19 protein-coding genes and 1 pseudogene are annotated in these 26779 nt (G+C 57.9%); 5 read left to right on the top strand and 15 right to left on the bottom strand.

All coding sequences use genetic code 11. From position 1 onward, the window contains the following. Positions 1-267: 267 nt before the first annotated feature. From RHPLAN_RS10885 to RHPLAN_RS10840, 10 genes are all read right to left on the bottom strand, one after another. Positions 268-2622 carry a hybrid sensor histidine kinase/response regulator gene (locus RHPLAN_RS10885; RefSeq protein WP_068017187.1) on the bottom strand — a complete coding sequence of 785 codons (2355 nt, stop codon included), beginning with the start codon at positions 2620-2622 and terminating at the stop codon, positions 268-270. Further along, the gene (locus tag RHPLAN_RS10880) at positions 2612-3253 is read right to left on the bottom strand and encodes a chemotaxis protein CheX (RefSeq protein WP_068017185.1); all 642 of its coding nucleotides are present in this window, start codon (positions 3251-3253) and stop codon (positions 2612-2614) included. Before RHPLAN_RS10880 ends, RHPLAN_RS10885 begins: the two co-directional genes overlap by 11 nt. Next, positions 3253-3630: a response regulator transcription factor gene (locus RHPLAN_RS10875; protein ID WP_068017183.1), complete on the bottom strand. Its 378-nt coding sequence runs from the start codon at positions 3628-3630 to the stop codon at positions 3253-3255. The genes RHPLAN_RS10880 and RHPLAN_RS10875 overlap by 1 nt, the downstream gene beginning before the upstream one ends. 379 nt (positions 3631-4009) lie before the next feature. Then, the gene (locus RHPLAN_RS10870; protein ID WP_068017180.1) at positions 4010-6298 is read right to left on the bottom strand and encodes a chemotaxis protein CheA; all 2289 of its coding nucleotides are present in this window, start codon (positions 6296-6298) and stop codon (positions 4010-4012) included. Beyond that, positions 6295-6702 carry a response regulator gene (locus tag RHPLAN_RS10865; RefSeq protein WP_198164829.1) on the bottom strand — a complete coding sequence of 136 codons (408 nt, stop codon included), beginning with the start codon at positions 6700-6702 and terminating at the stop codon, positions 6295-6297. The genes RHPLAN_RS10870 and RHPLAN_RS10865 overlap by 4 nt, the downstream gene beginning before the upstream one ends. Continuing rightward, on the bottom strand, positions 6689-7564 hold the full coding sequence (locus RHPLAN_RS10860; RefSeq protein ID WP_068017174.1) for a CheR family methyltransferase: 876 nt from the start codon (positions 7562-7564) through the stop codon (positions 6689-6691). The genes RHPLAN_RS10865 and RHPLAN_RS10860 overlap by 14 nt, the downstream gene beginning before the upstream one ends. A 6-nt stretch (positions 7565-7570) precedes the next feature. After that, positions 7571-8194, bottom strand: a complete 624-nt coding sequence (locus RHPLAN_RS10855) for a HEAT repeat domain-containing protein (RefSeq protein ID WP_068017172.1) — start codon at positions 8192-8194, stop codon at positions 7571-7573. After that, on the bottom strand, positions 8181-9278 hold the full coding sequence (gene cheB / locus RHPLAN_RS10850; protein WP_068017169.1) for a chemotaxis-specific protein-glutamate methyltransferase CheB: 1098 nt from the start codon (positions 9276-9278) through the stop codon (positions 8181-8183). The genes RHPLAN_RS10855 and cheB overlap by 14 nt, the downstream gene beginning before the upstream one ends. Beyond that, a complete protein-coding gene (locus RHPLAN_RS10845) occupies positions 9275-10903 on the bottom strand; it encodes a chemotaxis protein CheW (RefSeq protein WP_068017166.1) in 1629 nt (542 codons plus the stop codon). Before RHPLAN_RS10845 ends, cheB begins: the two co-directional genes overlap by 4 nt. Further along, positions 10896-12821: a methyl-accepting chemotaxis protein gene (locus tag RHPLAN_RS10840; protein WP_237180107.1), complete on the bottom strand. Its 1926-nt coding sequence runs from the start codon at positions 12819-12821 to the stop codon at positions 10896-10898. The genes RHPLAN_RS10845 and RHPLAN_RS10840 overlap by 8 nt, the downstream gene beginning before the upstream one ends. A 321-nt stretch (positions 12822-13142) precedes the next feature. On the opposite strand from RHPLAN_RS10840, the gene RHPLAN_RS10835 reads away from it, so the two are divergent. Further along, positions 13143-13829, top strand: coding sequence for a chemotaxis protein CheX (locus tag RHPLAN_RS10835; RefSeq protein ID WP_335341061.1), 687 nt, complete (start codon positions 13143-13145; stop codon positions 13827-13829). 664 nt (positions 13830-14493) lie between these two features. Here the strand turns inward: RHPLAN_RS10835 and RHPLAN_RS10830 are convergent. Together RHPLAN_RS10830 and RHPLAN_RS10825 are read right to left on the bottom strand one after the other, a co-directional pair. Continuing rightward, complete coding sequence (locus RHPLAN_RS10830) at positions 14494-15255, bottom strand: rhodanese-like domain-containing protein (protein ID WP_068017157.1); 762 nt, start codon at positions 15253-15255, stop codon at positions 14494-14496. A 114-nt stretch (positions 15256-15369) separates the two neighbouring features. Further along, entirely contained in the window at positions 15370-16302 is a 933-nt protein-coding gene (locus tag RHPLAN_RS10825) for a LysR family transcriptional regulator (protein WP_068017154.1), read from the bottom strand. Positions 16303-16683: 381 nt separating this feature from the next. Between RHPLAN_RS10825 and RHPLAN_RS10820 the strand changes: the two are divergent. Beyond that, positions 16684-17427 (top strand): annotated as a pseudogene (locus tag RHPLAN_RS10820) (ATP-binding cassette domain-containing protein); the annotation flags it as partial. 861 nt (positions 17428-18288) lie between these two features. Here the strand turns inward: RHPLAN_RS10820 and glgX are convergent. Together glgX and RHPLAN_RS10810 are read right to left on the bottom strand one after the other, a co-directional pair. Continuing rightward, the gene (gene glgX, locus RHPLAN_RS10815) at positions 18289-20403 is read right to left on the bottom strand and encodes a glycogen debranching protein GlgX (RefSeq protein WP_068017148.1); all 2115 of its coding nucleotides are present in this window, start codon (positions 20401-20403) and stop codon (positions 18289-18291) included. 134 nt (positions 20404-20537) lie between these two features. Beyond that, positions 20538-21653, bottom strand: coding sequence for a glycosyltransferase family 4 protein (locus RHPLAN_RS10810; protein ID WP_068017146.1), 1116 nt, complete (start codon positions 21651-21653; stop codon positions 20538-20540). A gap of 328 nt (positions 21654-21981) precedes the next feature. On the opposite strand from RHPLAN_RS10810, the gene RHPLAN_RS10805 reads away from it, so the two are divergent. From RHPLAN_RS10805 to folE, 3 genes are all read left to right on the top strand, one after another. Next, a complete protein-coding gene (locus RHPLAN_RS10805) occupies positions 21982-24075 on the top strand; it encodes a catalase (RefSeq protein WP_084244663.1) in 2094 nt (697 codons plus the stop codon). 282 nt (positions 24076-24357) lie between these two features. After that, positions 24358-24732: a SemiSWEET family sugar transporter gene (locus tag RHPLAN_RS10800; RefSeq protein WP_157100200.1), complete on the top strand. Its 375-nt coding sequence runs from the start codon at positions 24358-24360 to the stop codon at positions 24730-24732. A 116-nt stretch (positions 24733-24848) separates the two neighbouring features. Continuing rightward, positions 24849-25463: a GTP cyclohydrolase I FolE gene (folE, locus tag RHPLAN_RS10795; RefSeq protein WP_068017141.1), complete on the top strand. Its 615-nt coding sequence runs from the start codon at positions 24849-24851 to the stop codon at positions 25461-25463. A gap of 107 nt (positions 25464-25570) precedes the next feature. Here the strand turns inward: folE and RHPLAN_RS10790 are convergent, their stop codons facing one another. Continuing rightward, positions 25571-26713: a sensor histidine kinase gene (locus RHPLAN_RS10790; protein WP_068017138.1), complete on the bottom strand. Its 1143-nt coding sequence runs from the start codon at positions 26711-26713 to the stop codon at positions 25571-25573. Positions 26714-26779 lie beyond the last annotated feature (66 nt).

The raw sequence follows: 26779 nt of genomic DNA, 5'->3' as shown, positions 1-26779 counted from the left end.
GCGTGCGACTTTCCGACATCGGAGCGTTCTCGCGAGAGAGCGTGCCTTAAATCATGCCAATCTGCACGCGCAACAGGCTAGTCGGGTAACCACGAGGCGCCGCTTGATCAGCTTGCCGGTTTGACGCGTCACAAACCCCGGTCTTGGTCAGGAAGCCGCGCCAGGCTCGCAGGAAGCAGCGGGAAAGTTGGCTCAAGCTTGGATCGATAACGGCGCTGAGTGCCCCTGAGCAGAACGACGCGGATGCGCTGAGTTTGTAATAATGGGTTAGCCGGGAGTGCTCCGGCTCGCGATGCTGATCACTTCGGAGAGTTGCGCCTGAGTGTAAGGCTTGTCTAAGCGCAAAAACTCATGGGAGGCGCCGGCTGGAATCTCCGCATATCCAGTCGCAATGATGATCGGTATCCGCGGCCTTAGCTGCTTGATTTTTTCCGCGAGATCGAGCCCCGTCATGCCTGGCATGGCATAATCTGTCACAACGAGATCGAATTGAGCTTCAGTTGCGAGGACTTCCAGCGCTTGGGTGCCTGAAGAGGCCTCAACAACACTGTGTCCGAGATCGATCAACATGTCGGCCGTACCCATGCTTACAAGTGGATCGTCATCAACCAGCAAAACTCTCGAACCAACCGCTGCATCTTGTACGGAAGACGTGACCAGAAGCTCGATTGTCTTGATGTCCGCGCGATCGGCGCGCGGGAGCCATAGATGAACAACCGTCCCCTTGCCTTGCTGGCTGGTGATGTGGACAGCACCGCCAGACTGCGCGGTCAATCCATGTACCATTGACAGGCCCAATCCGGTCCCTTTGCCAATGCCCTTAGTGGTAAAAAACGGCTCCATCGCCTTGGCTAAAGTGGCTTCAGACATGCCCTCGCCGGTGTCTGCCACGCTAATGCGGACATACTCTCCGCGAGGCAATGCTTTCGTCAGCGAGAATTGCTGACCACCATCGTCGTCGCGAGCAGCAATCGTCAACACACCGCCATTTGGCATTGCATCTCGGGCGTTCACCGCCAAGTTCATCAAGGCAAGTTCGAACTGATTGGCGTCGATCTTGACGGGGTGCACGTCGGGCGGCACATCGAAAACGATCGCAATATTCGGGCCTACCGACTGCCGCAGAAACTCGGTGAGATCCGGAACAAGACTTGGAATATCGACTGCTTCAAGCTTCAACTCCTGGCGTCGCGCGAATGCCAGAAGGCGCCTCGTCAGATTTGCGCCGCGCTCTGCTCCCTGAATGGCGCCATCGATCAATCGCGACGTGCGGGGATCTTCGGGCAAATTTTTACGCAAAAGAGAAAGACTGCCAAGGATAACAGCCAGAAGGTTGTTGAAGTCGTGCGCCACGCCCCCCGTCAATTGGCCGATACTTTCCATCTTCTGCGATTCATGAAGCTGCTTTAGCGCAACCTCGCGCTCGCGGGTGCGCTCGACAACAGCGGCCTCCAACTCGTCGTTGGTTCGTCGGAGAGTTTCACGTGCTTCAATCAGATCGGTAATCTCAGTCGCCGTTCCAAACCATCGCGTGATGACGCTATTTGGACCTCGCACCGGAATCGAACGCAGTTTGAACCACCGATGTGTACCGTTCGCACGGCACAGGCGGGCATCGGCGTCAAATATGATCCCGTTCGTCAGAGACAATCGCCACGCCGATTCTAAACGCTGTCGATCTTCGGCATGAACGATGTTTAGCCAAGCCCATCCAAGATGATCTTCGGCCAAACCGCCAGCGTAACTCTGCCATTGCGGATTGTAATAGTCGCAATTCCCATCCGGCCGGCATGTCCAAACCAGCTGTGGCAAAGCTTCCAATAATGCGCGATGGCGTGCTTCGCTTTCACGAATCTCTGCCTCGACGGCCAGTTGTTCAGTTACATCGCGCCAGATCGTTGTCGTGAACACACGGTCATCAGCCTTCCATCGGCCAAGCGAAACAGCAAAAAACGCAAGCTCGCCCGTCTTGCGACGCCCCCCAACCTGAACGGTTTGATATCTGCTTGCGTTTGCGTCGCCTCCAAAGCCAATATCGAGCGTCGCTCCCTTGTCGAGTAGCATGTCGATCGGTTGCCCCAGCATTTCAGGGGCACCATAGCCGAAGGCTTGCTCAGCTGCACCGTTGACCCAGTGGATCGTCCGGTCAGCACCCGTCGTGATAATCGCATCCCGTGCGGAGTCGACGATCGCGTGATAGCGAGCATTTTGGCGGTCGCGCAATACGCGCTCGCGCGCGACCGAAACCGTAACGTCGCTGACTTGCAAGAGGCAGCAACGATTTGCGTCGCTTGACGTGACGGGCCGAACAACAATGTTGTGGAGCAAGTCGTTTCCGTCCTCACCATGTAACGGAAGCGGTCTGTTCAAGGTATGGGTCAGGATGCTGGAGCTGCCGACCTGCAACGCATCGTGTATGGCCGTCGGCAACCGTGTGTGCTGCAACGTGGGAAATATCGAAAGTAAAGTCTTGCCGAGCGCCGCCTCCTTTGAGATGCCGCTGGCGCGGACCATCCAGTCGTTCCACACAACGACAGTGACTTCCGCATTTACGATGACGACGCCCACATCGAGCGCGTCCGTTGCAATTTCCGGTTCGAACGCAGACACGTCAGCCAACATGTTGCTTGTCGATTCCAGCGATGAAATCCTTCACAATCTCTTTCAGTGCCGTGATCGAAGGCAAATCCATCAGCAAAGCAATGAAGCCCCGAATGTCACGGTTCCTGATCGTGAAATCGATGTAAAGAAATAGAACCAGGTTGCCATCGGAGTTGGATTTATTAGTTTCGAACATCGTTGCACCATCCCCACGGATTACCGAAGGAAGCGACATGCGCATTGTCTTGCGGAGCACGTTGGCAATCGTTGCGAGACAGGCATTCAGGATGATGTTGCCAGTTTCCGCTAGTGCCTCTTGTTCCAGGTCAATGACGTCTTCCAGCGAGTGCTCCGCGCCCACAATGGAGCGGACGAGTTCCAGGCTTTGAGCCTGCGGAAAGATCAACAACGCCCGACCGGAGAATGGCCCCTCGAAAGACTGCTGTACTGCAACGAGCTTGGGAGAGTTGCCCCCCTCCACCAGTTTGGCTGCTTCCTGCCGGCTCACAATCCTGACAGAGGGCACCGAGAGCAACACCTGCTCGCCGACCATCTGCCTGAGGCTGGCTGCCGCCCGACTGACGCCCACGTTGGCGATTTCCGAAATCGCATCGCGTTCGATCTCAGTCAGCTCAGTCAGGTCAGACGCCATTACACGGATTTTTTCAAACGGAGCGCAGCGCCGGACAAAAACGCTCCAAGAGCCTCGTCCGTCAAAGGCTTAGCTATAAATGCCGCCTTTAGTTCCCGCGCCCGCGCGATTATCTCATCCTGGATGTTCGCCGAGACAACAGCCACGGGCATATTTGGCTGGGTGGATCGGATGCGGGACACAACTTCCAGGCCATCGGTGCCCGGCATGTTGAAGTCCACGAGAACAATTTCGACCGCACCCGAAGCGATGGCCTTCAGGGCATCTTCGGCATTTGCTGCCTCCGTCAGCTGCCAATCCGGCCGAACCCGCCGAAAAGCGCTCGCAATCACCATCCTGGCGAGCTTGCTATCGTCGACAATGAGTACTTTATGCATGTTCTGCCGTTTTTTGTTGGGTGCGCCCGCACTATAGGTATCCGTAGGCGTTGCCGCCAGTTCGAGCTTCTGCTGCCTCGCAATGCGGACACCGGGGCCTTACCAACCACACGTCCCAGGGCGCTATGTCAAATGATGTAAGCCCATCATCGCAACTGCGGAGCGACCCACCGCTCGCTCCAGGGGTCTCCGCACGGGCCGGCCAATTTAGGCTTGGCGGCGAAGAGGACTTGCGTCACAGCAGTGTGAAGGCGGGTGCAGCCGGTCCAATCGCATGTCGCTGCAGGGGTCGCCAGCAAAAGCTGACATAGCAGTTCGGCGTCCTCGACTGGGCAGATGCCGTCGAGGACGATTTTTCCATCGCTGTCGCGGCGAACCGTCACGGCAATAACTCCGTCAAGTCCAACACGAGCAGCACAACACCATCGCCCAGTAGCGTCGTCCCGGCATAGCCGCGGGCGTTCGCGAGCAGGCCTTGCATGGGCTTGAGCACCACCTCAAGCCGGTCGCGGATGCCGTCAACTTCGAGCGCCGTCGTCCGGCCAGCGACCTCGGCAACGACAACGAGCCTAACTCCTCCGTCAACGGGATCCGTAACGGGCAGATTCATCAATTCCGCCAGCGAGCAAATGGGCACCACGCGCTCGTGCAAAACAAACCCGTCATTGTTTTTAAACCTGCTGATCCGGTCCGGCGTCAAACGCACGGTTTCGGATACCGCGTCCATCGGAATGCCAAAAACCTGACCGCCGGATTCGACCACCATGATCCGCATCAATGTGATGTTCATAGGCAGGTCGAGACTGACTGTAGTGCCGGCACCAACCTTGCTTGACACCGACGCCCGGCCGCCGATGCGCTCGATCGTTGCCCTCACCACATCCATACCTACGCCGCGTCCCGATACATTCGAGATCTCCGCCGCAGTGGAGAAGCCAGCAGCGAAGATCAAATCGATGGCCCGCTCATCTGCTAACGTGGCCAAATCATCCTGCGACAGCAGTCCTTTCTCTGCGGCCTTGCCCTTGATGACTGTAGGGTCAATGCCTCTCCCGTCGTCGATGACTTCAACGATGAGCCGATCGCCTCTTCGCGCGGCCTGCAAGGTGAGCCTCGCCACCTCAGGCTTACCCGCGACACGGCGCTGCTCAGGCTCTTCGATGCCATGATCGAGCGCGTTGCGGACCAGATGCATCAGCGGTTCGAACAGAAGATCGACAATCGTCTTGTCCGCTTCAATCGTCTCTCCAAGAGCCACAATTGTGGCATCCTTGCCGAGCTGTTGCGACAAGTCGCGCACAAGCCTGGGAAACGACCGGAACACCTGCGCCAAAGGGACCATCCGAAGCTGCAGCGCAGCTCCATGAAGCACACCGGTCAGCCGCTCCAAAACCTCGTTCTGCTCCCTGATGGCATGCGCGAGATCGTATCCGCCAATCTCGCCTTCGGCGCGTTTGGCCAGATGCGCAAAGCCATTCTTCACCACAAGCAACTCACCAGCCAGGTCTACCAAGGCATCGATTCTCGATTCATCGACGCGAATTGAGCGGCCAACCGAGTGTGCTCTCGGAGCCGACGACGTTGGCTCCTGCCCCTCCCCGTCATTCCCAGCCGAGTCGTCAGTCTCGGACATCAGCAATCGGAGCGCTTCGTCGATCGCCTCGATCAGCACCGACGGTTCGGACTTCGACAGGGCCGCGGCGCCGGCGCGGCCAATGTTCTCGCCCAAATCTCCGCGTCCACCGTAGCGTAGCGCTGCCAAAGCGGCCCGCATCGCTGACCCTATTCGGCCGGCTTCGTGCTCAGGATTTCGGGACACCCGTAAGACGAGAACCTGCTCCTCCAGCACCGCACGCGTCAGAGCTGTTGCTTCGACAACGTCTGACCGGTGCCGCGGTAACGGCCCGGCTTCGGGCGGAATTTCAAACACACGGACCTGGTCCGGCAGCAAACGGAACACGGCGGCAAGCTCGGCGGAGGTCGCAGCGCAGATCCCAAGCAGCCGGAGATTGCAGGTGTACGGATCGAGTTCAGCGAGCGGCGGCAGCGCTTCGCTGGATTCCATATGAAAAAGCTGCAGGCCAGGCAGACGGCGTACCACCTCCAGCGGATCGTCGCCGTCGAAGAAGCAACCGGCATTCGGCTCGTAACAAAATGCGATGAGCGGTGGTAGCGGCGCGGGTTTGGGCATATCCGGAGACGTGAGGAGCCTTTCGACCCAGCCTGGGATCTGACCGCGCCCCCGGGCGGCCATGCGTTCAGCACCTGCGCCAGACGAACCCTGAGTCGAAATCAGCCCTCTCAAGCCATCGGCCATTTTGCGCGCGGCTTCACCCGCTTCGGCCGGCAACGCCTCATGCGCTTCAAACTCGTCCACCCAGATTGCGACTTGATCAATGCAACCCAACGCATGATCAATCACTAACGACGTCGCACCAACCCGCCCCGCCTGGATCGCCGAAAGCAGGTCCTCCGCGGCATGCATGACCAAGCCCATAGCCGGAAGCTCGACGACCGCTGCAGAGCCTTTCAACGTGTGAAAAACGCGGAACACCCGATCGATCCGGTCCTCCGAAAATCCTTCCCGTTCGGCAGCGATAAGATCGTCGTTCGCCTGCTGGATCAGCTCTCGCGCCTCGACGACGAATTGCTCGTGAAGCGCGTTCACCGCGGTGCTCCGGTCAGAACTGCTACATGGCGGAGCAAGTCAAATTCAGACAACGGCTTGACCAAATAGAAATTGGCGCCGGCAGATCTCGCCTCGTCGCGGTCCTGCGATCCGGCTTCGGTGGTGATGACAAGCGCCGGCAACGTGGAAACGTCGGCTACGTTATTGCGAAGCGCCCGGATAAAAGAAAAGCCGTCCATCCTCGGCATATTCACATCTACGATGACCAGATCGAAAGTTTGGGTTAGCACCTTTTCCATGGCTTCGATGCCGTTGATGGCCTGCTCGACCTCGAGGCCAGCCTTTTCGAGAATATCTCGGCAATAGAGCCGAACGAGGGATGAATCGTCGACAATCAGGATTCGTGTTTTGGTATTAGCGACCGGCATTTCAACTTCCGTCATCTGTCGCCTCCGGCCGCTGATAAACGATCGCCTCGGGATAACGGCAGACACTGAAAAGAGGCGAGATGCGGCTCATCGTCTCGGAGTGTCCGAGGCAAATGTAGCCGCCTGGACGCATACAATCATAAAGGTTTTCCGCTGCAACGCGGCGCGATGTATCGTCAAAATAGATGAGAACGTTTCTGCAGAACACGATGTCGAAATCTCGATAACGAGTCATGTCCGGCCCGTCGACCAGATTGGCCTGCGTAAACTGTACGGAATCACGGAGTCCTGGATCGATCCGGACCCGCCCGTCGTCGATCCGCTCGAAATACCGTTCGATCATGTCGCGCGACAATCGCATCAACGCACGGGCGCCGTAGATACCCTCGGCCGCGGCCTTGAGCGCCCGGGTGTCGATGTCAGATGCCACGATCTCGATGTTGTAGTTGTCAACCTCGCTCCAGTTCTCCATCAGCCACATGGCGATCGAATAAGGTTCTTCGCCCGTTGAACAAGGGATCGACCAGATGCGGATGGAGTCACCGGTCCTCTTCCGCCGCAGGAGATCGCTGAGAAGATGCGAGGTCATGCATCGAAGCTGATGATCCTCTCGATAGAAATAGGTCTCGTTCACCGTGAAGGCATTGACCAGATGCTCGATCTCGTGCCCGGCATCCGCCCTCAGCGTGGCGAAATACGATTGGAAGGAGCCTGATCCCGTTGCAGCAATTCGCTCGGCTAAACGACGGTCGATGAAGTAGCGCTTGCTGTCGTCGAACGACATGCCGGTCCGGCGATAGAGAAACTCGCAGAGCCGCCTGACGTCGTCCTGGGCAATAAGGACGGCACGGGCAACCGGAACGTCTGGAGGCACCATCCGGTGTCAGCTTTCGGTGCTCGAAATCCGCGCGATGGTGGCCTCTATGGCGAACGGCAGGAATGGTACGTTTGCGAACCGTTCGGCACAGGCTTTTAACGTCGGCAAGGCATCGCGCGTTCCAACCTCGGCCAGCACCTCCACGGCAGCCGCACAGACGTTGGGATGGCTCTCTTTCTTCAGTAGGTCGCACAGCACGAGTGTGGCGTGTTTCGGCGGCATGTTGCGCGCTAATTCCGTTGCCAGAAGGCGGACATCTGTGTCGGCGTCGCCAAGGAGCGCCGCCACAAATGGCTCGACCGCCCCAGGCAAGGCTTGCAAGGTTTCGATCGCCGCTGAGCGTTGTCTGGCATCCTGCGAGCGCAGGTAAGGCAAAAGGGTACGCACGCTTGCCTCGTCGCCGATCCGCATCAGCGCGGTCATGATCGCTTCGCGGACGCGAGGGTTCTGTTCTCCGTCGAGCGCGGCCGCCAGAACAGGAACGGCGGCGGCAACGCCTCCGAGCGCACGTGCCGCACCCCAGCGCATCTCCGCATCGGGGCTACTCAGCGCCGCGATGTGTGGAGCGGTTGCTTCGCCGGGCTTGCTTTCGGTGACTGGGGTGGATGCACCACGCTTAATGAACGGCATCGGCCGCTATCCATTCGGCGAGCGACGCGGCGATCTCGTCCACCGGCCTCACCAAGTCAGCCCCGCCGCTTTTCACGAGTTCGCCAGGCATTCCCCATACCACTGCAGTCGATTCCGCCTCGGCGATTGTCCTGCCGCCCCGCTGGCGCAGCTCGGTCATTGCGGCGGCGCCGTCGTTACCCATCCCGGTCATCAGGACGCCGATCAGCCTGGTGGGGTCGTAATGCTCTAGAGCGCTCTGTACCATCCGCTCCACGCTGGGATGCCAAGGATAGTCACGCCGCGCAGGCACTGGCATCGCGTGCAGACCAGACTGCCGGCTGCTGACGACGACATCGGCGTCGCCCCGACCGATATAAATCGTTCCCGGCTCCAAAAGCATCGGACGGCTAACCTCGACGACTTTCAGCTCGCAATTTCGATCGAGCCGCCTGGCGAACGCTCCGGTGAAGTTTGCCGGCATATGCTGTGCAACTATTACCGGCCACGGCAGTTGCTGCGGCAATCGTGGAAGCACAATGTCGAGGGCGGCAGGCCCACCCGTCGAAGTCCCGACAAGGATCAATCCGGGCTTCAACTGAGGGCCCGTTTTTCGAGTGCCGTACCGGTCAGAACGGATCGGCCTCGATACGATGCCCGCGCCACGAAATTGGTGCCTGATGCGCTCCTTCAGCCGAAGGGTCGGGCGGATTTTGGCTTGCACAGCACCGCGCACCTTCTCGATCAGGACAGGGCGCATGCGATCTATCTCAAGCGAAACTGTGCCGGCCGGCTTGGCGATAAAGTCCACGGCCCCGAGTTCTATCGCCTCCAGGGTTGCGTCCGCGCCCTGAGCGGTCAGCGAGGAAATCATCACAACAGGCCTGGGCGCCTGGATCATGATCTGGCTGAGACAACTCAGCCCGTCCATACCCGGCATCTGCACATCGAGCGTGACGACATGGGGATCGAACGAACGCACCAATTCGAGCGCTTCGGTGCCATTGCGCGCGAGTTGAATGTCAAAATCACCTTCGCCTCGGAAAATGCCCTCGAGCAGCTTCCGCATCAGCGCAGAATCATCCGCAATAAGAAGCTTGATCACGAAGCTTTCGAATCCCGCGAGGCAACCTTACGGTCGAATTTGGCCAGAACCTCTGCCTCGATCCGGTCGAGAAGCTGTGCCGGATCTACCAGCAAAATCATACGGTCGAGTGCCTCCAGATTGGCGACCCGCCCAATCAATCGCATCTGTTCTGTCGAAACCTCTGGAGCGGGTCGGATATTTTTTTCGTGAATCTTCATGACCTCCGATACCGCGTCGACCATGAAACCGGTCTTGGCGCCGCCCGCCGACAAAACGAGAATGCGCTCGCTGCCGGACCGTCCCTTCGACTCGATTTCGAACCGACGCCGCAGATCGATGATCGGGACTGCGGCGCCGCGCAGATTCATTACACCATCGACAAAAGCCGGAGCCTTCGGCAAGCGGGCAATACGTTCCGGCGGCCGCGCTATCTCGTCCACGGCCGCAATTGGCAACCCGTAGTCCTGATCGCCGAGCCGGAAGATAATGAATTGCTCGTCAGCCATTGCATCCCCCTCCGTATGGCTTGCAGTGGCTTCACTCTGCTGGCCTTGCTCGGAAAGCACACGCCGCACTAGATCAGACGAGAAGAGCCGATCGGGCGAAAGGATCGCGACCAGACGCTTTCCGTTATTGAGGCGGCAGATGGAGGTGATTTCCGCGTCGCCTTCCCCGCGCGTCAGCAGCGACGGCGCCGCATCAATCGTCCCCGGATCGACATGAATGATCTCCCGAGTACGATCCGCAACGACACCGATGGCGCCGCCGCCCATCGGAAGCACGACGACCTTGCCCGACTCTTCGCACCTGCTGTCAGCTGGAAGTCCCAGCAGGGCACGCAGTGAGACCAACGGCAGCAGGCGGTCGCGTAAAGTCACAACACCGAGAACGGCGGCCTCGGATCGCGCCACTTCCGAAATCTGGTCTGGAAGCTGGATGATCTCCTGCACACGGTCGAGCGGGAGAGCATACTCCTGGGTGCCCAACTCAAAGCTGACCAGCGAGACCTTCCGGTTTTCGGCCGTGACAGTTTGTACCGCATTAACGGCGGATACCGAGGCCACGCCGGATGCCCTTTGTGCTGAAACACCTAGATGGCTGAACTCGTCGCGCAGTATCCGGGTGGGGCTAAGAATCTTGACGGTGCTTTCGCCTTCGGCACCCTTGATGACACCGTCCAAAAGATTCGGGTCGATCGATCCGGCGCCAGCATCGTCCTTCTCAAGCCGATTGGCCGGAAGTGAAACCAGTCCGTCAATACGATCGACGACGTAGCCTACGGGGGCGCCGCGAGCGATCACAATGACGCGCGCGGCTTCATCCAATTGGGTGCCGGGAAGTCCCAGCAACCGACGCAAGTCGACCACCGGCAAGACAATGCCATGCAGATTGGCGAGCCCGACAAGGCTTTGTGGCGCGAGCGGCATGCGGGCCATATTCGGAACCCGGACAATTTCTGCGACGTCACCAAGCTGAAATCCGAACTTGCCGCTCGCCAGGTCAAACACAACGAAATTCGCCGTATGACCGGTTTCGAGCGGGAGCAAATCATTTTGAGCGGTATCGCCGGCGTTCCCGTCACGGCCCAGGCCGGCGGCAGATGCGACTGCGCCTGAAGCAACGTGATGGGTGCGTTTAGCCATTGCGGCTCTGGATGTCTTCAGCGAGCGAGGCAATTTCTTCAATAGCTGCTGCAAGCTCTTCTGCGCCACGCGCTTGCTGCTTGGCAGCCGTGGATGCTTCCGCCGCCGCGCTGCCGGCCTCCTCGGCCGCAGCCGCGATCTGTTCGGCGCCTCGCGCGCCTTCCTTCAACGACAATAGAATCGCATCCGAACCGGCCAAAATTTCCTGGCTGCCAGCCGCAAGCTCTTCCATGTCCTTCTGCACGGAGCTCAAACTGGATAGTACCAGCGCATTCTTCTGATTTTCAGTCTCGGCCGCTGCAATGATCTGTTCCAAATCCTTCCGGACGGTAGCGATCTGGTCTTGAATGGCACGGACCGTGTCTTTAATGCGACTGGCATTTTCGCCGGAATCGCGTGCGAGACTGCGAATGTCCTTCGATACGACGGCGAAACCTTTGCCACTGTCACCGGCGCGCGCAGCCTCCACCGAACCGCTGACAGCCAGCATATTCGTCTGGATCGAGACCATGCTTATGCCATCGACAATCTTCTCGATACTTCGGCTGGCAACCTCCAGACCGACAATCAATCCCAGACCTCGTCTTGTCGTTTCAAGCGCCCGGCTAATGCCTGTCGACAACTCGGAAACCGACTGGCGAACCTCAGCCAGCATGCGGGCACCTTGCTGGGTGCGATCAAGTGATCTGCTGGCACTTTCGCGCGCAGCCGTTGCGGACTTCTCGATTTGATTCAGCGCCGCGCTGGCTTCCTGCGTGGCCGACGCCTGTTGCTGCCCGCCACGGCTGATCTGTTCGACCGCAGTCATAATCTGAGTAGCGGCTCCCGAAATCTCCTGAATCGCCGATGAAAGCTGCTCGGCGGCCGACGCCAATTCATCGGCCGCCGAGACGCTTCTGTCCGTCCCAATCGCACCCGCCAGCGTCGCGACCGACTGCGTCGCGTTCTGGCATTCGTCGAGGGCCGTGGACTGTTGCTCAACACTGCGCAACGCCTCAGCCGCAGCCGCGGCCTGCTCTTCGGCCGCCGAGGCAATGACCTCGGCGCCCTTTTGTGCTTCACGCGCGGCGGTTTCGGCCTGAGCGGCTGCCGTTGCAATGGCTTGGCTGCCCTCCGCCAGCGCTATGATTTCCTTACGAAGCTCGCCAAGACCCAGCACCACGGTTTGGCTGCGTTCGGCCTCGGCAGAGGCGCCCTGCGCAGCGTTCGCGATCAACGTGGAGATGCCCTTCACCTCTTCCTGGATTTGACCAGCAAGGCCTTGCGCGTCCCGTGCGCTCTTCTCCGATGACTCAGCCAGGCCCCGGACTTCATCCGCAACGACGGCGAAGCCTCGGCCATGATCACCTGCGCGGACGGCTTCGATGGCAGCGTTCAGCGCCAGAAGATTGGTCTGATCGGAGACATGGCCGATGGCTTTCGTGACATCACCAATGCTGGCGGCCTGCTCGCTGAGCTTGAGCATGACAGCAACCGACGCGGCCTGGCGCTCACCATTAAGTTTGATGTTGTTTGCCCATGCGCCAATTTCGTTGGAACTGTCGGCAACGAGCTTTTGCAACGCATCGGTCCGGCCACGTGCCGAAACAGCACGGTCCCGGGCCTGAACGAGGATTGCGGCCGTACCGTTGGCTGCGGCAAGTGTTTCCTGCGAAGCAGCTGCCGCTTCCTCAGCTCCGGTCGCGATTTGCTCCATCGCGCGGCGGAGCTCTTCGGCGGCGGAAGCGGACTGGGTGATGCCGCTGGCAAGTTCGTCAGTCGCCGCTGCGATCCGTTCTTCGATTTTCTGATCGCGACTGCCCGATGGTTTCGTTCGCATCGGCTTCTTGCGAGCATGAGGCTGCGCGATCGCGGGAACCGCCGCTGACATTGGCCGTGCCGCATTCGCTCCGTGCGCGGCCAGACTGGCGGTCTTCATCAAAGACTTCGGCTTGGCGGTAGCCGCCGTCATACCAGGACGACGAAGTCCGGCAGCGCCTCCAGCCACGGAAGCTCTGGTTTGCTGCCCGCCGAACGCGTCAGAATGGGCCTTATAAGCCGAATTTCGAGTACCGTTCGATTTCTTTGGCATTGTTGATCCGGACAGCCTAAATCGCGGGGGGACGCGGACGCGCAGTGGCCCGGCTCAAACCTACGCGCTATGCCACAGCCCATACAAGCGACAACAAAAAATGAGACACCGAACGCCTAGCCTTAGCACCGGATAGCAATCCCGCTTAATGTGTCATTTGATGGTCACGTGCCGGCATTGAACGGCGCCACACATCGTGCCGATCCGTTCGTAAAATTCGGATGTACTATGGCTAACCACGCCTCTCCCCCACTCGGCGATCTTGAAAAAGATGCGCTCGCGGAGCTTTCGAACATCGCGATGGCCCGCGCGGCGAACAGCTTACGCCAGATGGTCAAGCATCAAGTCCTGCTTTCTGTCCCGAGCGTGGATATTCTTTCGAAGGATGACGCGGCCCAAATCATCAGCAACCCGGACAGCCCCAGTCTGGTGGCCGTGCGACAGGATTTCAGTGGTCCGTTCTCGGGACGCGCGCTGCTGATTTTTCCGGAATCCAACAGCCTCGAATTGGTCCGCGCCGTGGTGGGTCACGAGCTTCCGCTTGAAGACATCGGGAGTCTTGAAGACGAAGCGCTCGCAGAAACCGGCAACATTATTCTGAACAGTTGGGTCGCGACACTCGCCAATCTTCTCAAGAAAAGTCTGCAAATGTCGCTACCGGTCGTCATCCGGGGCGACAGCCGGCAAATGTTGAAAGGTGAAGAAAGCCAAACTCTCGTTCTGTTTCTTCATATCCGGTTTGAGATCAGCACTCGAAACATTCAGGGCTACGTTGCCCTCTTGATGGACATACCGTCCATCGACAGCCTGAGATCTTTGCTTGCGAACTTCATCAAAGACCTAACGCATAAGTAGAACATGCTGACGGGATGGCTGGTACAGAGGGCCTGCAAGGGATGGAGCAAGGCGAAGCGCTGAGCGAGTCAAACCCGGACGCTACCGGACACCGGCGAGATCGGTACTGCTAATAATACTACATGCAGAATCTCTGCTGGTCTAAATGGCTTGAAAACAAAGTAGAATCGCGCCGTGTCGCCCCAATCCATCATCGGACCGACCGTCCGCCTTATTTCGAGCAGCCCAACGCGACGGGCGCCGTTCAAGAATGAGATTTTCGAACAGCTTCGTGCGTGGCCAGCGTCGGTAGTGGGTCCCCCGCGACTAGATTTCCATCGTAGACGGGCGAAAATCTGCGCAAAAGTGGAGAACGTTGGATTTCAGTTCGTCTCCCTCCGCCAGTCCCACCCGGCGACATATTCTCCGCCCCCCGGTGAGCCCCGCAAAAAGCGCAACGTTCATCGGCTTTTCGACGAAGACCTCCGCACTTCGCAGAACGCGCACAGGGCCGAAATTCTCTCTCTACGCCCAATTGTCTCTAAAGCTCCGCACTTCGGGATTTAGTGCGGAATTCAGTTGAGGCCCGATTTTGCTGGCTTTCTTGAAGCCATCGAGCCTCGAAGTTGGAATGGGCGCGACGCCCGGCAAGAGTCACCTTCGAAAACGGCAACGGATGAATTTGTCAGTTTTTCGAAACCGCAGATTCGAGCAACTCATAGGCACCGGCGAAATAGGCTATATTGTGCCAGGGCCGCTTACTAAGCACTTCCGCGAACTGGCGGGCCTGCATAGCGTTACGACCAAACAAAACTACACGGCGATTAAAATCGTCCTCGGGCAATGCCATCTTCTTTAACTTGCCGGAAAGCACGTCCTCCACCGGTGTGTTCACGGCGCCGGGGAGGCTGCTTTTGGCAAACTCATCTGCGGAGCGGACGTCAATGAAGACGGCAGTCTTGTCCTGCCCGAACACCCGCTTGACGCCGCCTAGCTCGATCGCAGTTGGGCCGCCGAGCGAGCGCCAAATTGGCATGCCGAGCTGATAGCGCCGCACATTGCTGAAGCCCGCTGCCGCCAGCTGATCCGCCAAGCGTCGGCTTGCTTGGCAATACGGACCATTGCAGTAGAGGACTAGCGCCTTGATCTTGTCCCCGCCCACCAGATTCAGGACTTCTCCGACCTGGGTATCCTGAGAGACGTCCAGAACCCGCGCGCCGGGAATGTGTCCGGCTTCGAATTCGGCCGGCGTGCGGGTGTCGAGCACGATCGCACTGTTGTCGATGATTATCCGCCGCATCTGCTCGGTGCTGACTTCACCTGTCTTCTGGCCAGATTCCCCAAGGGTCGCCTGCCAGATATTCAGGTTTTCGGCGTTCGCGGTGGTTGCCATTGCAGCGACAAGGCCCACGACTGCAGCGAACTTCACGAGTGTGCGGCTCTTCATGTGCTTCTTCCTATGCCTGATATCCGATCCATATCGGACACGAGCATAGGCATCGTTTGGCAGGTTTCAGTCCAAAACTATCGGCTTAGGGGAGCACGCACAATTTCTGCTGTCTCAGCCAGTCCGGACCCACAATGGTTCTGCGAGCGGGCCAAGCTCGTCCAACAGCCTTTGCAAGGACAGCCGAACAGCGCCTGACAATGCCGCCTCGTTGCGGAAAGGGCCGCGCTGTTTGGAGGATGCCAGGAACAAGGTTCGTCGCAAGGCAGGCGTCACGATTGGCCGAACATCGAGTACGCCGGCCTTCACTTCATCGATGACCGAAAAGTACGGAAGAATGCTAGTTGCAGCGCCACGCGCGACCAAGCTCTTCATGGCCGATACCGACCGAACTTCATAGGCGACGCTAAGTTCTAGTCCGAGATCACGGGCCGTGCGGGTCGCGACAGCACGGATCGAATCGCCCACTTCCGGCATTGCCAAGCTCTCATCCAAAGCATCGACGAAGGCAATCGGCTTGCCCTTGTGGGGCCCAGGAGGTGTGACCAAGACGAGATCGTCCTGGAGCAGCGCTGTGCGAGAAAGCTGTGGGAGATCGGGAACATCGTAGCAAAGGATGAAATCGACCTCGCCCCGCGCCAAGCTCTCGATTAGAACATGGCTCATGGCCTCCACCATCGATAGCAGCAGCTGGGGATGGTTCTGTCGCACAGTCAGGGCTAGCTCGGTACCGGCAATCAGCATCAGCGCCGGCGTGATGCCAAATCGAATGGCTTCGCTGTCCTCACGCTCCGCGGCCGAGACCTCTTTCCTGGTCTCCTCGACCAGTTTTAGGATTTCGACGGCGCGAGTGTACAAAAGCTTGCCCGCTTTAGTCGGGCTTACGCCGCGCGAGTGCCGGACCAAGAGTGCAATGCCAAGATCCTCCTCGATCTGGCGTATCTGCATGCCTAGGGCCGTTTGAGCAACGTGAAGCTGCTCAGCTGCCCGGGTTATATTCTCGGCATCCAGCACGCTCACGAAATATCTGAGCTGGCGCAAGTTCATGAATGAGCGATCTCCAACCCGCACTATCGTGATTGTATGGCCCACGCCCCGGCCGGGCCAGCGATCTGAAGCAGTGTGATTAGCTTCGAGGACTCGAAGTGAGGAATGCTACGGCTCGGGCTTAGGAGTTCGCCGGACTTCAGGATTTGGAGAACGCTAACCGGAAATTTTAGTTACTCAGGACACTCTTGCGTCCAGCCCAGCCGTTTCCCATGCCGCACCCGGAGCTGAAGGTTCCAAAATCAAGGCGCGGCTTGCCGCCGACTTTGGCGGCACGGCGCTGACGGGCTCGCCTGCCGATTTCGGCAAGCTTATCGCCGAGGAAATCGCGAAGTGGGCCGGATCGGCAAGCCCTGCGTTGATCTCCTTGTTAAGCTTGCGCGCTCGAACCTTGCGACGTACACGGGCTTGTTCGATTCTGTACGCAAGCTTTTTGCCGCAACCAAGGAAGCGAAAGCGCGCCGTTATGATGCCGGGCGGTTCTCTTTCAACGTCACGAAAGGACGGTGTGCGACCTGTGAGGGAGAGGGTTTCGTCTCAGTTGAGTTGTTATTCTTGCCGAGCGTTTACACACCCTGCCCGGCATGCAAAGGCGCACGCTACAATGAAAAGACCCTAGAGATTAAAATTCATGGGAATTCCGTGGCGGATGTTCTCAGTATGACAGCAGAAGAGGCCTATGCGTTCTTTCGAAATGATGCGAGTTTAGAGCGCAGCCTGCACGTCATCAAACAGGTCGGTCTGGGCTATATACGCCTCGGTCAATCGGCGACCGAACTTTCGGGCGGAGAGGCCCAGCGCATTAAACTTGCGACTGAGCTGCAGCGTGCGCAACGAGGCGGCACGCTCTACATTCTCGACGAGCCCACCACGGGGTTGCATCCATCCGACGTCGAGAAACTGATCGAGCAACTCAACGGCCTGGTCGATGGCGGCAACTCTGTGGTCGTCGTTGAACACGATATGCAACTCGTGGCCCAAAGCGATTGGGTGATCGATATGGGCCCCGGCGCGGGGGATGAGGGCGGGATGGTCGTTGCGTCCGGTCGTCCTTCCGCCGTTGCGGCTACGGACAGCAGCAAGACGGGTTTTTATCTCCGGCACTCACTACTGCGCGGTGACTGACTTTGCAAAACATTCACGGGGGCGAGGGGATTCACGATCATCTACGGACGCTTGCGCGTCTTGTGACTTGGACGGCGACATTCCGCCAAGCTTACATCTTGTATAGAGCGCAGCGCACGAAACCTTTTGGGATAATCGGGAGACGATGAAAGGCACGGCACTCCATGATTATTTGGACATAGCTCGGCCGCGATAACCATCGGAGAGGCTTTCTTTTATGACCATTACGCCGTGGGGCCCGGTGTCTAAATGCAAGCGCCAGGCTTGTTGTCTTCGCGCGGGCGTCGAATGGCGGTTCCTGGCCCGATCGTGGGCGCTGGCTTGCCCGGACTGTTGCGGCGTTCGGTGGCATCCTAGCTTGGCGTCGTCGGAGGTAACGGTGCCAGGCCAACTCAACAATGGCAGTGGGTTGCCAGGACTCAATAAGAATTCTCGGCCCGACACCCAAACCATGTTTTTCGTCCAGAAGCTTTTTGCACCTTCTGGAGGAGCCGAAGAAAACGCGATCACAACGTCGAGGTGCCCTTCTTCGAGCCGCTTCAGGAGGACGTTCGACGCGTCGCACGAGCAAGTACTTGCCGCCGAGGGTGTGTCGTTCGATTTATCAACATCCAGCAGAACGACCTCTTCAAGGTCCTGACATTGGTGTCCGTCGTCGGTATTCCCCTGACATTCTTGGTGGAATGTAGGGCATGAATTTCAAAGTGACGCCCGAACTGGGCTTGGGGGTATCCGTTAGCTTGGCTGGCCATTATCGCAAGCGGCTTGTTGCCGCTGCTATGGTTCAAACGCCACGGCTGGTTCGACTAAACGGCGTGGTCTCCAACGGATGAGCAGTCTTTTGAAGCCGACCAGCTGAGGCTATGATTGCGCGTTTAATGCTAGCAGCAACAGTGACCGCCCCGTGACTTCATAGGCGGCGTCAAACGCAAAATCGGACTTTGGCAACTCAGGCGCATTTGTGTCCAGCAAAAGTGACCAACCCGAACCAGCGGGAGCTTTGGGCAGAGTGAACGTCACCACATCGTGGTAGCTGTTCAAGATCAACAGCAAAGTGTCGTCTCTGCCGCGCGTATGAATACCAGTGGGCTGTGCGCGACCATCCATGAGCATGCCAAAGCATTTGAGGTTGGTGTCGCGCCAATCGTCGTCATTGAGTTCTTGGCCATTGGCTTTGATCCAGCTCACATCCTTTACGGCAAGTTCCTCGTTATAGGCGCCGGTAAGAAAGCGTGTGCGACGCAGAATGGGATACTGACGGCGTAGCCCAACAACCTTCTTTGTAAACTGGATAAGGTCTTGGCCTTTTCCTTCGATTGTCCAATCCAACCAACTGATGTCGCTATCTTGGCAATACGCATTGTTGTTGCCGCCTTGCGTTCGGCCGAATTCATCTCCAGCGAGCAGCATTGGCGTGCCTTGCGCGAACAATAGCGTGGCCAGCATATTTCGGATCTGGCGACAGCGAAGCTCGTTGATTACATCATCGTCCGTCGGGCCTTCGGCACCACAATTCCACGAGCGATTGTCCGAACTACCGTCCTTGTTGCCTTCGCCATTCGCGTCGTTATGCTTACTATCGTAGCTCACGACATCGTTGAGGGTGAAGCCATCATGGGCCGTGACAAAATTCACGCTCGCCCACGCGCGTCGTCCTTCATGGTTGAACAAATCGCCGGAGCCGGAAAGCCTCGGTGCGAGCGCACTGGGAAGCGCCTGGCCTCGCCAGAAATCGCGAATGGTGTCGCGGAATTTGTCATTCCACTCAGTCCACCCCGGCGGAAAGCAACCAACCTGATAGCCGCCCGGGCCACAGTCCCAAGGTTCAGCGATCAGTTTGATGGAGCGGAGCACGGGGTCCTGGCCGACGGCTTTGAGAAAGCCGCTGTGCTCATCAAAGCCATGGGGTTCGCGCGCCAGAATGGTGCCGAGGTCGAAGCGGAAGCCATCGATGTGCATTTCTTGCGCCCAGTAGCGCAGGCTGTCGGTCACCATTCGAATGACCGCCATATTGCTGAGATTGACAGTGTTTCCAGTGCCGGTGTCGTTGATGTAGTAGCGCTGCTGATCGGGCATCAGTCGATAGTACGTCGCGTTGTCGATCCCCTTAAACGAGAGTGTGGGTCCTCGCTCGTTGCCTTCGGCCGTATGGTTGTAAACGACATCCAGAATGACCTCGAGCCCAGCCTCATGGAAGCGCGCGACCATTTCCTTGAATTCGCGCAAGCTGTTCGGGACGTCCGCCGCATAGCGCGGGTCCGGCGCAAAAAAGCCGATGGTGTTGTAGCCCCAGTAATTGGCCAAGCCCTTCTCAATGAGTTGGCTGTCATCGATGAAGGTGTGCACCGGCAGCAGCTCGACCGACGACACACCCAATGACTTGACGTAATCGATGACCTCTTTGGTCCCGAGGCCGGCGTAAGTGCCGCGCCGATTTTCGGACACAGCCGGGTGACGTTTGGTAAATCCCTTGACGTGTGTTTCATACAGAACCGTATGTCGCCACGGTACGAATTGGCGGCCTGGTTCACCCTTCCAATCGAAATCAGCATCGACTACGACGCACTTGGGCATGAATGCCGCGCTGTCGCGATCATCGAACGTGGCATCATCCCCCGACTCCATTTTATAGCCGAACAGGGAAGCATCCCACCGCAAACGCCCAGCGTGAGCACGCGCGTAGGGATCGAGTAGTAGCTTGTTAGGATTGAAGCGATGGCCCGCTTGAGGCTCGTATGAGCCGTGCACGCGATAGCCATAAAAGGTGCCCGGAGGCACATCCGAAATGTACGCGTGGAAAATCTGATCGGTGTACTCAGGTAGTTCGATCCGATCAGTTTCGCGCTGACCGGATGAGTCAAACAGACATAACTCAACCTTGCTGGCGTTAGCGGAAAAAAGGGCAAAATTTGTCCCTGTGCCATCCCAGTTTGCGCCAAGCGTGGCTGGCGAACCTTCTTTAATCTCGTGGGACACACGTCACCTCGAATAAAGCGGCTGACTGCCGCCTAGCTTGCGGGGTTGCGATTTTGTGGAACTTCAAAGCGGCACTTAGAAAAGTGGTTCGCCCACCTGAGATTTGATCGGTACGAGCGTTAGTAAAAGAACGGTCAACCGATTCTCTGTCGCCGTTCCTCCGCCGCAGCAATGAAGCTTGGCATCCCGGTGAGAGAGGTTCGATAGATAGACGGATCCGGTCGAATGACCCGTGTCGCAATAGCCCGGTAAACTTCTACGTAATCTGAAGCCATGCGTGCTGACGAGAAGCGCTCTTCGAATCGTTGGCGGACAGCGGACCGATCAAGGGCAAGCACGTCCGGTAACACCTTTAATGCCTCTTCCGTCGAGCATACGACGCGCCCAGTCACCCCTTCATCGATAATTTCAGGCACGGATCCGCTCTTAAAGGCGAGCACTGGGGTACCGCAAGCCATGGCTTCGATCATTACGAGTCCAAACGGCTCCGGCCAATCGATCGGGAACAGTAGTGCCTTCGCCTGGCCTAGAAACTCCGTTTTGATACGCTCGTTGATTTCGCCAACGAACTCGACGTCGGCACCGTCGAGCAAAGGCTCAATCACGCCGTGGAAATAGTCTTCATCGGCCTTGTCGACCTTGGCGGCGATTTTCAGTGGCATGCCGGCGGCCCGCGCGATAGCGATCGCGCGATCCGGCCTCTTTTCGGGCGACACACGCCCAAGGAAGGCAAGATAATTCCCTGGTGGACCTAGATTCGGCGCGTGAAGGTCCAAGGGGAGTCCATGATAGACCGTGGCCACAAATTTGGCCTGGGGAAGCGGCTTACGCTGCGCATCCGAAATCGACACGAATGGCAGATCGTGGAACCGATGGTAGAAAGGCATATGGTCCGCCAAGTCCTGCCTACCGTGTAACGTGGTCAGCATTGGAACATCGCGAAAGAATGGGAGGTGGAAATAGTCGACGTGGAAGTGCACAACGTCGAAATCCAATGCGCGCTCACGCACCTTGTCGAGCATCACCATTAAATGGGGGATCGCATCGCGTACGCCCCCATCGAGCCGCAGGGCGCGAGGACAGCACGAAACAAGATTTGCGGTCGTGATTGAGTCGCCGCTAGCAAAGAGCGTAACCTCGTGACCTTGCCTGACGAGTTCTTCAGTCAGGTACGAGACTACACGCTCAGTTCCACCGTAGAGTTGGGGCGGCACGCTCTCGAACAAGGGAGCAACTTGGGCGATCTTCATTTCAAGGACGTATCCACTGACAAAGGACAGTGACCAGCATCCGGAAGCGGCGAGGGATGGGTTTGGCGGCGAGCCGGCTGTCCCCGATTACTACTCAATGCCAATGCGCGGCTAGAGTTTCATTGCACCGCAGCGAAATCAATAAAATACCCGGGGCAGCGCCCCGGCTCGCACATCACCCCCCACGCCTCCCAACCAAGCCGATCTGCTCCTATTCGTCCCAGAAACTGGGAACGATCGTTCTTGTCATAGCTTTCCTTGCTGGCGGCGGGATGTTTTCGGGGGCAGCTCGCTTCTTCCTGCTCATCTCGGATTTGAGGAATCACCCATGACAAAAGCGATGGATAGCGTGCTGCGCGTTGGCCAGGGCGGCGAAACCCATCAGCAAGCCGACAAATCCGAAAAATCTGCTGAAGCACGCCTGACCACCAACCAGGGAATTCGCGTCAGCGACAACCAGAATTCACTTAAGTCAGGCGAGCGCGGCCCGACCCTCCTCGAAGACTTCGTGCTACGCGAAAAGATTTTCCACTTCGACCATGAGCGCATTCCCGAGCGCATCGTGCACGCACGAGGCTCCGCAGCGCACGGGTTCTTTCAACCATACGAATCGTTGTCCGACTTGACCCGCGCCGATCTCTTCCAACGAAAAGGAGAAAAAGTCCCCGTCTTCACGCGCTTTTCGACCGTGGCGGGTGGGGCAGGCTCAGTCGACACCCCTCGCGACGTTCGGGGCTTTGCGGTGAAGTTCTATACCAAGGAAGGGAACTGGGACCTCGTCGGCAACAACATCCCCGTATTCTTCATTCAGGACGCGATCAAATTTCCGGATCTTGTCCACGCTGTAAAAATGGAATCCGATCGCGCCTTTCCCCAGGCGGGAAGCGCTCACGACACGTTTTGGGATTGGGCTTCCCTGATGCCCGAAACCACACACATGCTGATGTGGGCGATGTCGGACCGTGCCATTCCGCGCAGCCTCCGTATGATGGAGGGCTTCGGCATCCACACCTTCCGAATGGTCAACGCGAAAGGCAAATCGACGTTTGTCAAATTTCACTGGAAGCCAAAGCTCGGCATGCAGTCACTGGTGTGGGATGAGGCGTTGAAGCTGCAAGCGGCCGACAACGACTTCCATCGGCGTGATCTTTGGGAATCGATCGCAACGGGCGGATTTCCGGAGTGGGAGCTCGGTGTTCAAGCATTTGACGAGAAATTCGCGGCCAAACTCCCCTATGACGTTCTTGATCCCACCAAGATTATTCCGGAAGAAGTTTTGCCGGTGCGAATGATCGGCCGCATGGTCCTAGACCGAAACCCTGACAATTTTTTCGCTGAGACCGAACAAGTCGCTTATTGCCCCGCCAACATCGTGCCGGGCATCGATTTCACTAACGATCCTCTCCTCCAAGGTAGGCTCTTTAGTTATCTGGACACGCAAAAGTCGCGGCTCGGCACAGCCAACTTCCATCAAATTCCGATCAACGCGCCAAAATGTCCCATGATGAACTTTCAGCGGGACGGACAGATGCAAATGGCCGTTCCCGTCGGCCGCGCCAACTATGAGCCGAACAGCCTAGCCGATCACGGCGAACCGGGGGGCCCACGGGAGTCTCCCGTCACCGGATTCAGCACTTTCCCAGGCCAAGACGCCGCTGGCGAACAAGGTGACAAGCTTCGCGTCCGGCCAGAATTGTTCGCGGACCACTTCAGCCAAGCTCGCCTGTTCTGGAAGTCGCTGACCGACAGTGAGCGCGCACATGTCGCTTCCTCATTCACTTTCGAGCTTTCAAAGGTGCTCCTTGAACAGGTACCAGCACGCATGATTGGCAACCTGCGCAACGTCGATGATGAGCTCGCGCAGCGCGTGGCTGACGGCATGGGAATAAAGCTGCCGAAGAAAACTACGCCAAGGGCCGATGTGGTCGACATGAAGCCTTCAGACGCGCTGTCGATCCATAAAAACATGAAACCTACCCTCGAGGGCCGCGTGGTCGGAATTTTGATCCACGATGGGTCTGATGCAACGGCCGTCGCTGCGGTCAAAAAGGCGGTCGAGCGGGGCGGCGGTAGATGCAAACTTGTAGCTCCCAAGATAGGTGGCGCAGAGATGCAAGATGGGAGCGTTCTAAAAGCCGATGGCCAACTCGCAGGGACGCCCTCCCAGCTTTTCGATGCTGTCGCCATCGTTCTTTCGGAAGAAGGCTGCCAAGCGCTGCTGAATGAGGCTGCTGCGGTGCAATTCGTCATGGACGCGTTCGGCCACCTAAAGACTATTGGAGCGAATGAAGAGGCTCAGCCCTTGCTCGACAAGGCCGGGGTACAGCCAGACGACGGCATCACCGGCCTCGGAAAAGATTTTATTGCGGCGGCGGGTCAGCGGTTCTGGGATCGCGAGCCCAAGCTACGCACACTTGCATGAAGGGTCCAAATCAGCATAGCCATTCCTCTGCGGCAGGTTCACCTCGTGACTCAAGCGGGTTTTTTCCTATATGGACAAAACTCGGCCCTCCCGACGCGTTCCTCCACACGTCAGTTTTCTCTACGTCATCGGAACTAGAACGCGAGCTTTGCTTTGGTCTGATGGCTAGCGCCGCCGGGGAAGCTCGGAGCGATTAGCGACTTTGACGCAATGCAAGGGCCCGGGCACAGCCTGGGCTCTTTGCATGTCCACCGCCGCGGTTGAAGCGAAACTGATGAATGGTTGCCAAATGACTACGGCGAGAGCCCCGACACCTGTATCCAGTCCATCGTGCGGCTTGGCGTCGCAATTTTCCGAACAATCGATGCAGAGCTAGAAATGGACCTGACGACAGCGGTGGGTGGTTTTGCGGCGGCTTGGACTACGATCTCCTATTTCCCTCAGCTGAAGAAGTGCTGGGAGACCGGAGAAACGGGAGATTTGTCTATTGGTATGTTGATCACCTTGATCGCTGGACTGTCGACCTGGGTCGTTTACGGAATCCTGCGCGGCGATGTGGTAGTGATTACAGCAAACTGTATTTCCGTCTGCCTCCTTTCCGCGATCTCCGCCTTCAAAGTCAAAGAAATGCTCGGAGATGGAGCAGCAGGTCGTTGAATTTTTAGACGGTTCGTGTGCTCCGCTGCGCACCCCAACCAAAGCGCTGGCATATTTCGTTCGAGTGAGCTGTGAATTCCATGCGACATTGACTTCGTTCGCCAAGGAGTAACGACATGGCAAAGTCGCCCCGCCGTTCTAACTCGAGGATTGAGAAGCCATCGCGTTCGGAAGCCGAAGATGCTGTTCGCGTACTTCTCCGTTGGGCCGGTGATAATCCGGACCGGGAGGGTCTTAAAGGAACACCGAGCCGCGTCGCACGTGCGTTCGAAGAATGGTTCGCTGGCTACCAGCAAAACCCAAGCGACTACTTGAGCAGGACATTCGAGGAGGTCGCAGGCTACGACGAGATCGTGGCTTTGCGCGACATTCCGTTTGAGTCTCATTGCGAGCATCATCTCGCGCCTATTATCGGCAAGGCACACATTGCTTACCTGCCACGGCGGCGTGTGGTTGGCATATCGAAACTGGCAAGGTTGGTCGACGTATTCGCGAAGCGGCTCCAGATTCAAGAGAAAATGACCGCCGAGATCGCCGCTTGTCTTCACGACGTTCTCAAGCCCCTTGGTGTGGCTGTGATCATAGAGGCAACGCACCAATGCATGACAACGCGGGGCGTCCACAAGCATGGGGTTTCGATGGTGACTAGCCGCATGCTCGGCGCGTTCCGCACGCAGCCTCAGACCCGGCAGGAGTTATTGGCGTCACTAAACCTGCGGACACATTTCTGAACACGATAGGGCGTCCGTATGGCAGATACAAATTCTCCGAGGAAGATGAGGCCTACGGATAAACGTTGCGCCCGGAATTGCAGAGAATCACGGCTCTGCGTGTAATGTTAAACCGAATAAGGAAATGCCAGGACTGTCAGTGTGCCTCTTGAAACTTCAGGGGTAGTCAATCGGCCGCCGAGTTGACCGGTCAGACTTTTCGCCAGTCCTAATCCCAGGCCGCCTGAGCGTGCTGGTCCCATCCCCCGGCCATTGTCGCGGACCGAAAGTTCGGCCTCTCCGATATTGGTGTTGATGCGGAACAAAACGCTAATCACCCCGCCCTCTTCTTCGAAGGCGTATTTGACGGAGTTAGTGACTAGCTCATTCACGATAAGGCCGACAGGGACGGCACGGTCGAGCGGAACGCCCGCGGCGTCCGCGTCCACCTCTATCGTTATTCCCGGGCGTTTGGGGTCGATGTTCGCACAAAGCGCCCGCAAATAGTCTTGCATTTCAACCGTGCTGGCACTTTCTTTGAAGGTTAGTTGATCGTGCGCCAACCCAATCGCCAGCACCCTGTCCATCACGCTTGAGAGCCGCTCGCGGACTTCTTCACCGGATGCTTGTCGGCTTTGCAAAGTCAGCAAACTTACTACGAGCTGAAGATTGTTCTTCATCCGGTGCTGCAGCTCACGCAACAGAGTCTCAGTTTGCGTACGAGCCTGGGTCTTGTCGGTCGCTGCCGTTAGCGCATCAGCCTGCGATGCGCGGCGAGCAAGCGATAAACCGATAATATCGGCAAACACCGAAAGAGAGTGAACCTCAAACTCCTCGAAGACGGTCTTTTCAACCGTGTCAACCTCAAGGACGCCCCAGTGGCTCCCATCTACGAAAATTGGCACGTTGAGGACGGAGACGATGCCGTGCTCTCGCAAAACGTCAGCGTAGCGAAATTCTGAATCGCTTCGGATGTCGTCGCACGCGACTGGAGCCCCGGTTTGCAGAGATCGTCCCGGCGAGGAGTGGCGATCCGCCCCAAAGCTAACATGCCCGACTACACCAAGCTTCCAGCCGACGCCCGCCACGATCAAAAGGTCTCCGTGATCAGGACGGTAGCGCAGCACTTTGACGTGCTTGATGTGCGTTATGCGCGCAACCTGGGCGGCAGCGTTTTGCAAAAGCCGCTGTTCAGAATCGGCTTCCCCAACGATGCGAGTAAAGGTCGCAAGCGCGCGCTGGTAGCTTACGGCCTGCTGCAAATCGACCAAGCTAGCCCCTTGTCAGCTCGCACTCCCCGCATACCCATTACCGGTCGCCGGAGTTCAACGCCGGGA

This window comes from Rhodoplanes sp. Z2-YC6860, assembly GCF_001579845.1.
Taxonomy (GTDB): Bacteria; Pseudomonadota; Alphaproteobacteria; order Rhizobiales; family Xanthobacteraceae; genus Z2-YC6860.
This window is presented reverse-complemented; position numbering and strand designations above follow the sequence as displayed.

Coding starts and splice junctions, on each gene's coding strand:
- RHPLAN_RS10810 (WP_068017146.1), bottom strand. CDS start 21,653: ATGAAGATCGCCCAAGTTGCTCCCTTGTTCGAGAGCGTGCCGCCCCAA.
- RHPLAN_RS10840 (WP_237180107.1), bottom strand. CDS start 12,821: ATGAAGACCGCCAGTCTGGCCGCGCACGGAGCGAATGCGGCACGGCCA.
- RHPLAN_RS10885 (WP_068017187.1), bottom strand. CDS start 2,622: ATGTTGGCTGACGTGTCTGCGTTCGAACCGGAAATTGCAACGGACGCG.
- RHPLAN_RS10830 (WP_068017157.1), bottom strand. CDS start 15,255: ATGAAGAGCCGCACACTCGTGAAGTTCGCTGCAGTCGTGGGCCTTGTC.
- RHPLAN_RS10825 (WP_068017154.1), bottom strand. CDS start 16,302: ATGAACTTGCGCCAGCTCAGATATTTCGTGAGCGTGCTGGATGCCGAG.
- RHPLAN_RS10875 (WP_068017183.1), bottom strand. CDS start 3,630: ATGCATAAAGTACTCATTGTCGACGATAGCAAGCTCGCCAGGATGGTG.
- RHPLAN_RS10880 (WP_068017185.1), bottom strand. CDS start 3,253: ATGGCGTCTGACCTGACTGAGCTGACTGAGATCGAACGCGATGCGATT.
- RHPLAN_RS10805 (WP_084244663.1), top strand. CDS start 21,982: ATGACAAAAGCGATGGATAGCGTGCTGCGCGTTGGCCAGGGCGGCGAA.
- RHPLAN_RS10865 (WP_198164829.1), bottom strand. CDS start 6,702: ATGACGGAAGTTGAAATGCCGGTCGCTAATACCAAAACACGAATCCTG.
- RHPLAN_RS10860 (WP_068017174.1), bottom strand. CDS start 7,564: ATGGTGCCTCCAGACGTTCCGGTTGCCCGTGCCGTCCTTATTGCCCAG.
- RHPLAN_RS10845 (WP_068017166.1), bottom strand. CDS start 10,903: ATGGCTAAACGCACCCATCACGTTGCTTCAGGCGCAGTCGCATCTGCC.
- folE (WP_068017141.1), top strand. CDS start 24,849: ATGGCAAAGTCGCCCCGCCGTTCTAACTCGAGGATTGAGAAGCCATCG.
- RHPLAN_RS10855 (WP_068017172.1), bottom strand. CDS start 8,194: ATGCCGTTCATTAAGCGTGGTGCATCCACCCCAGTCACCGAAAGCAAG.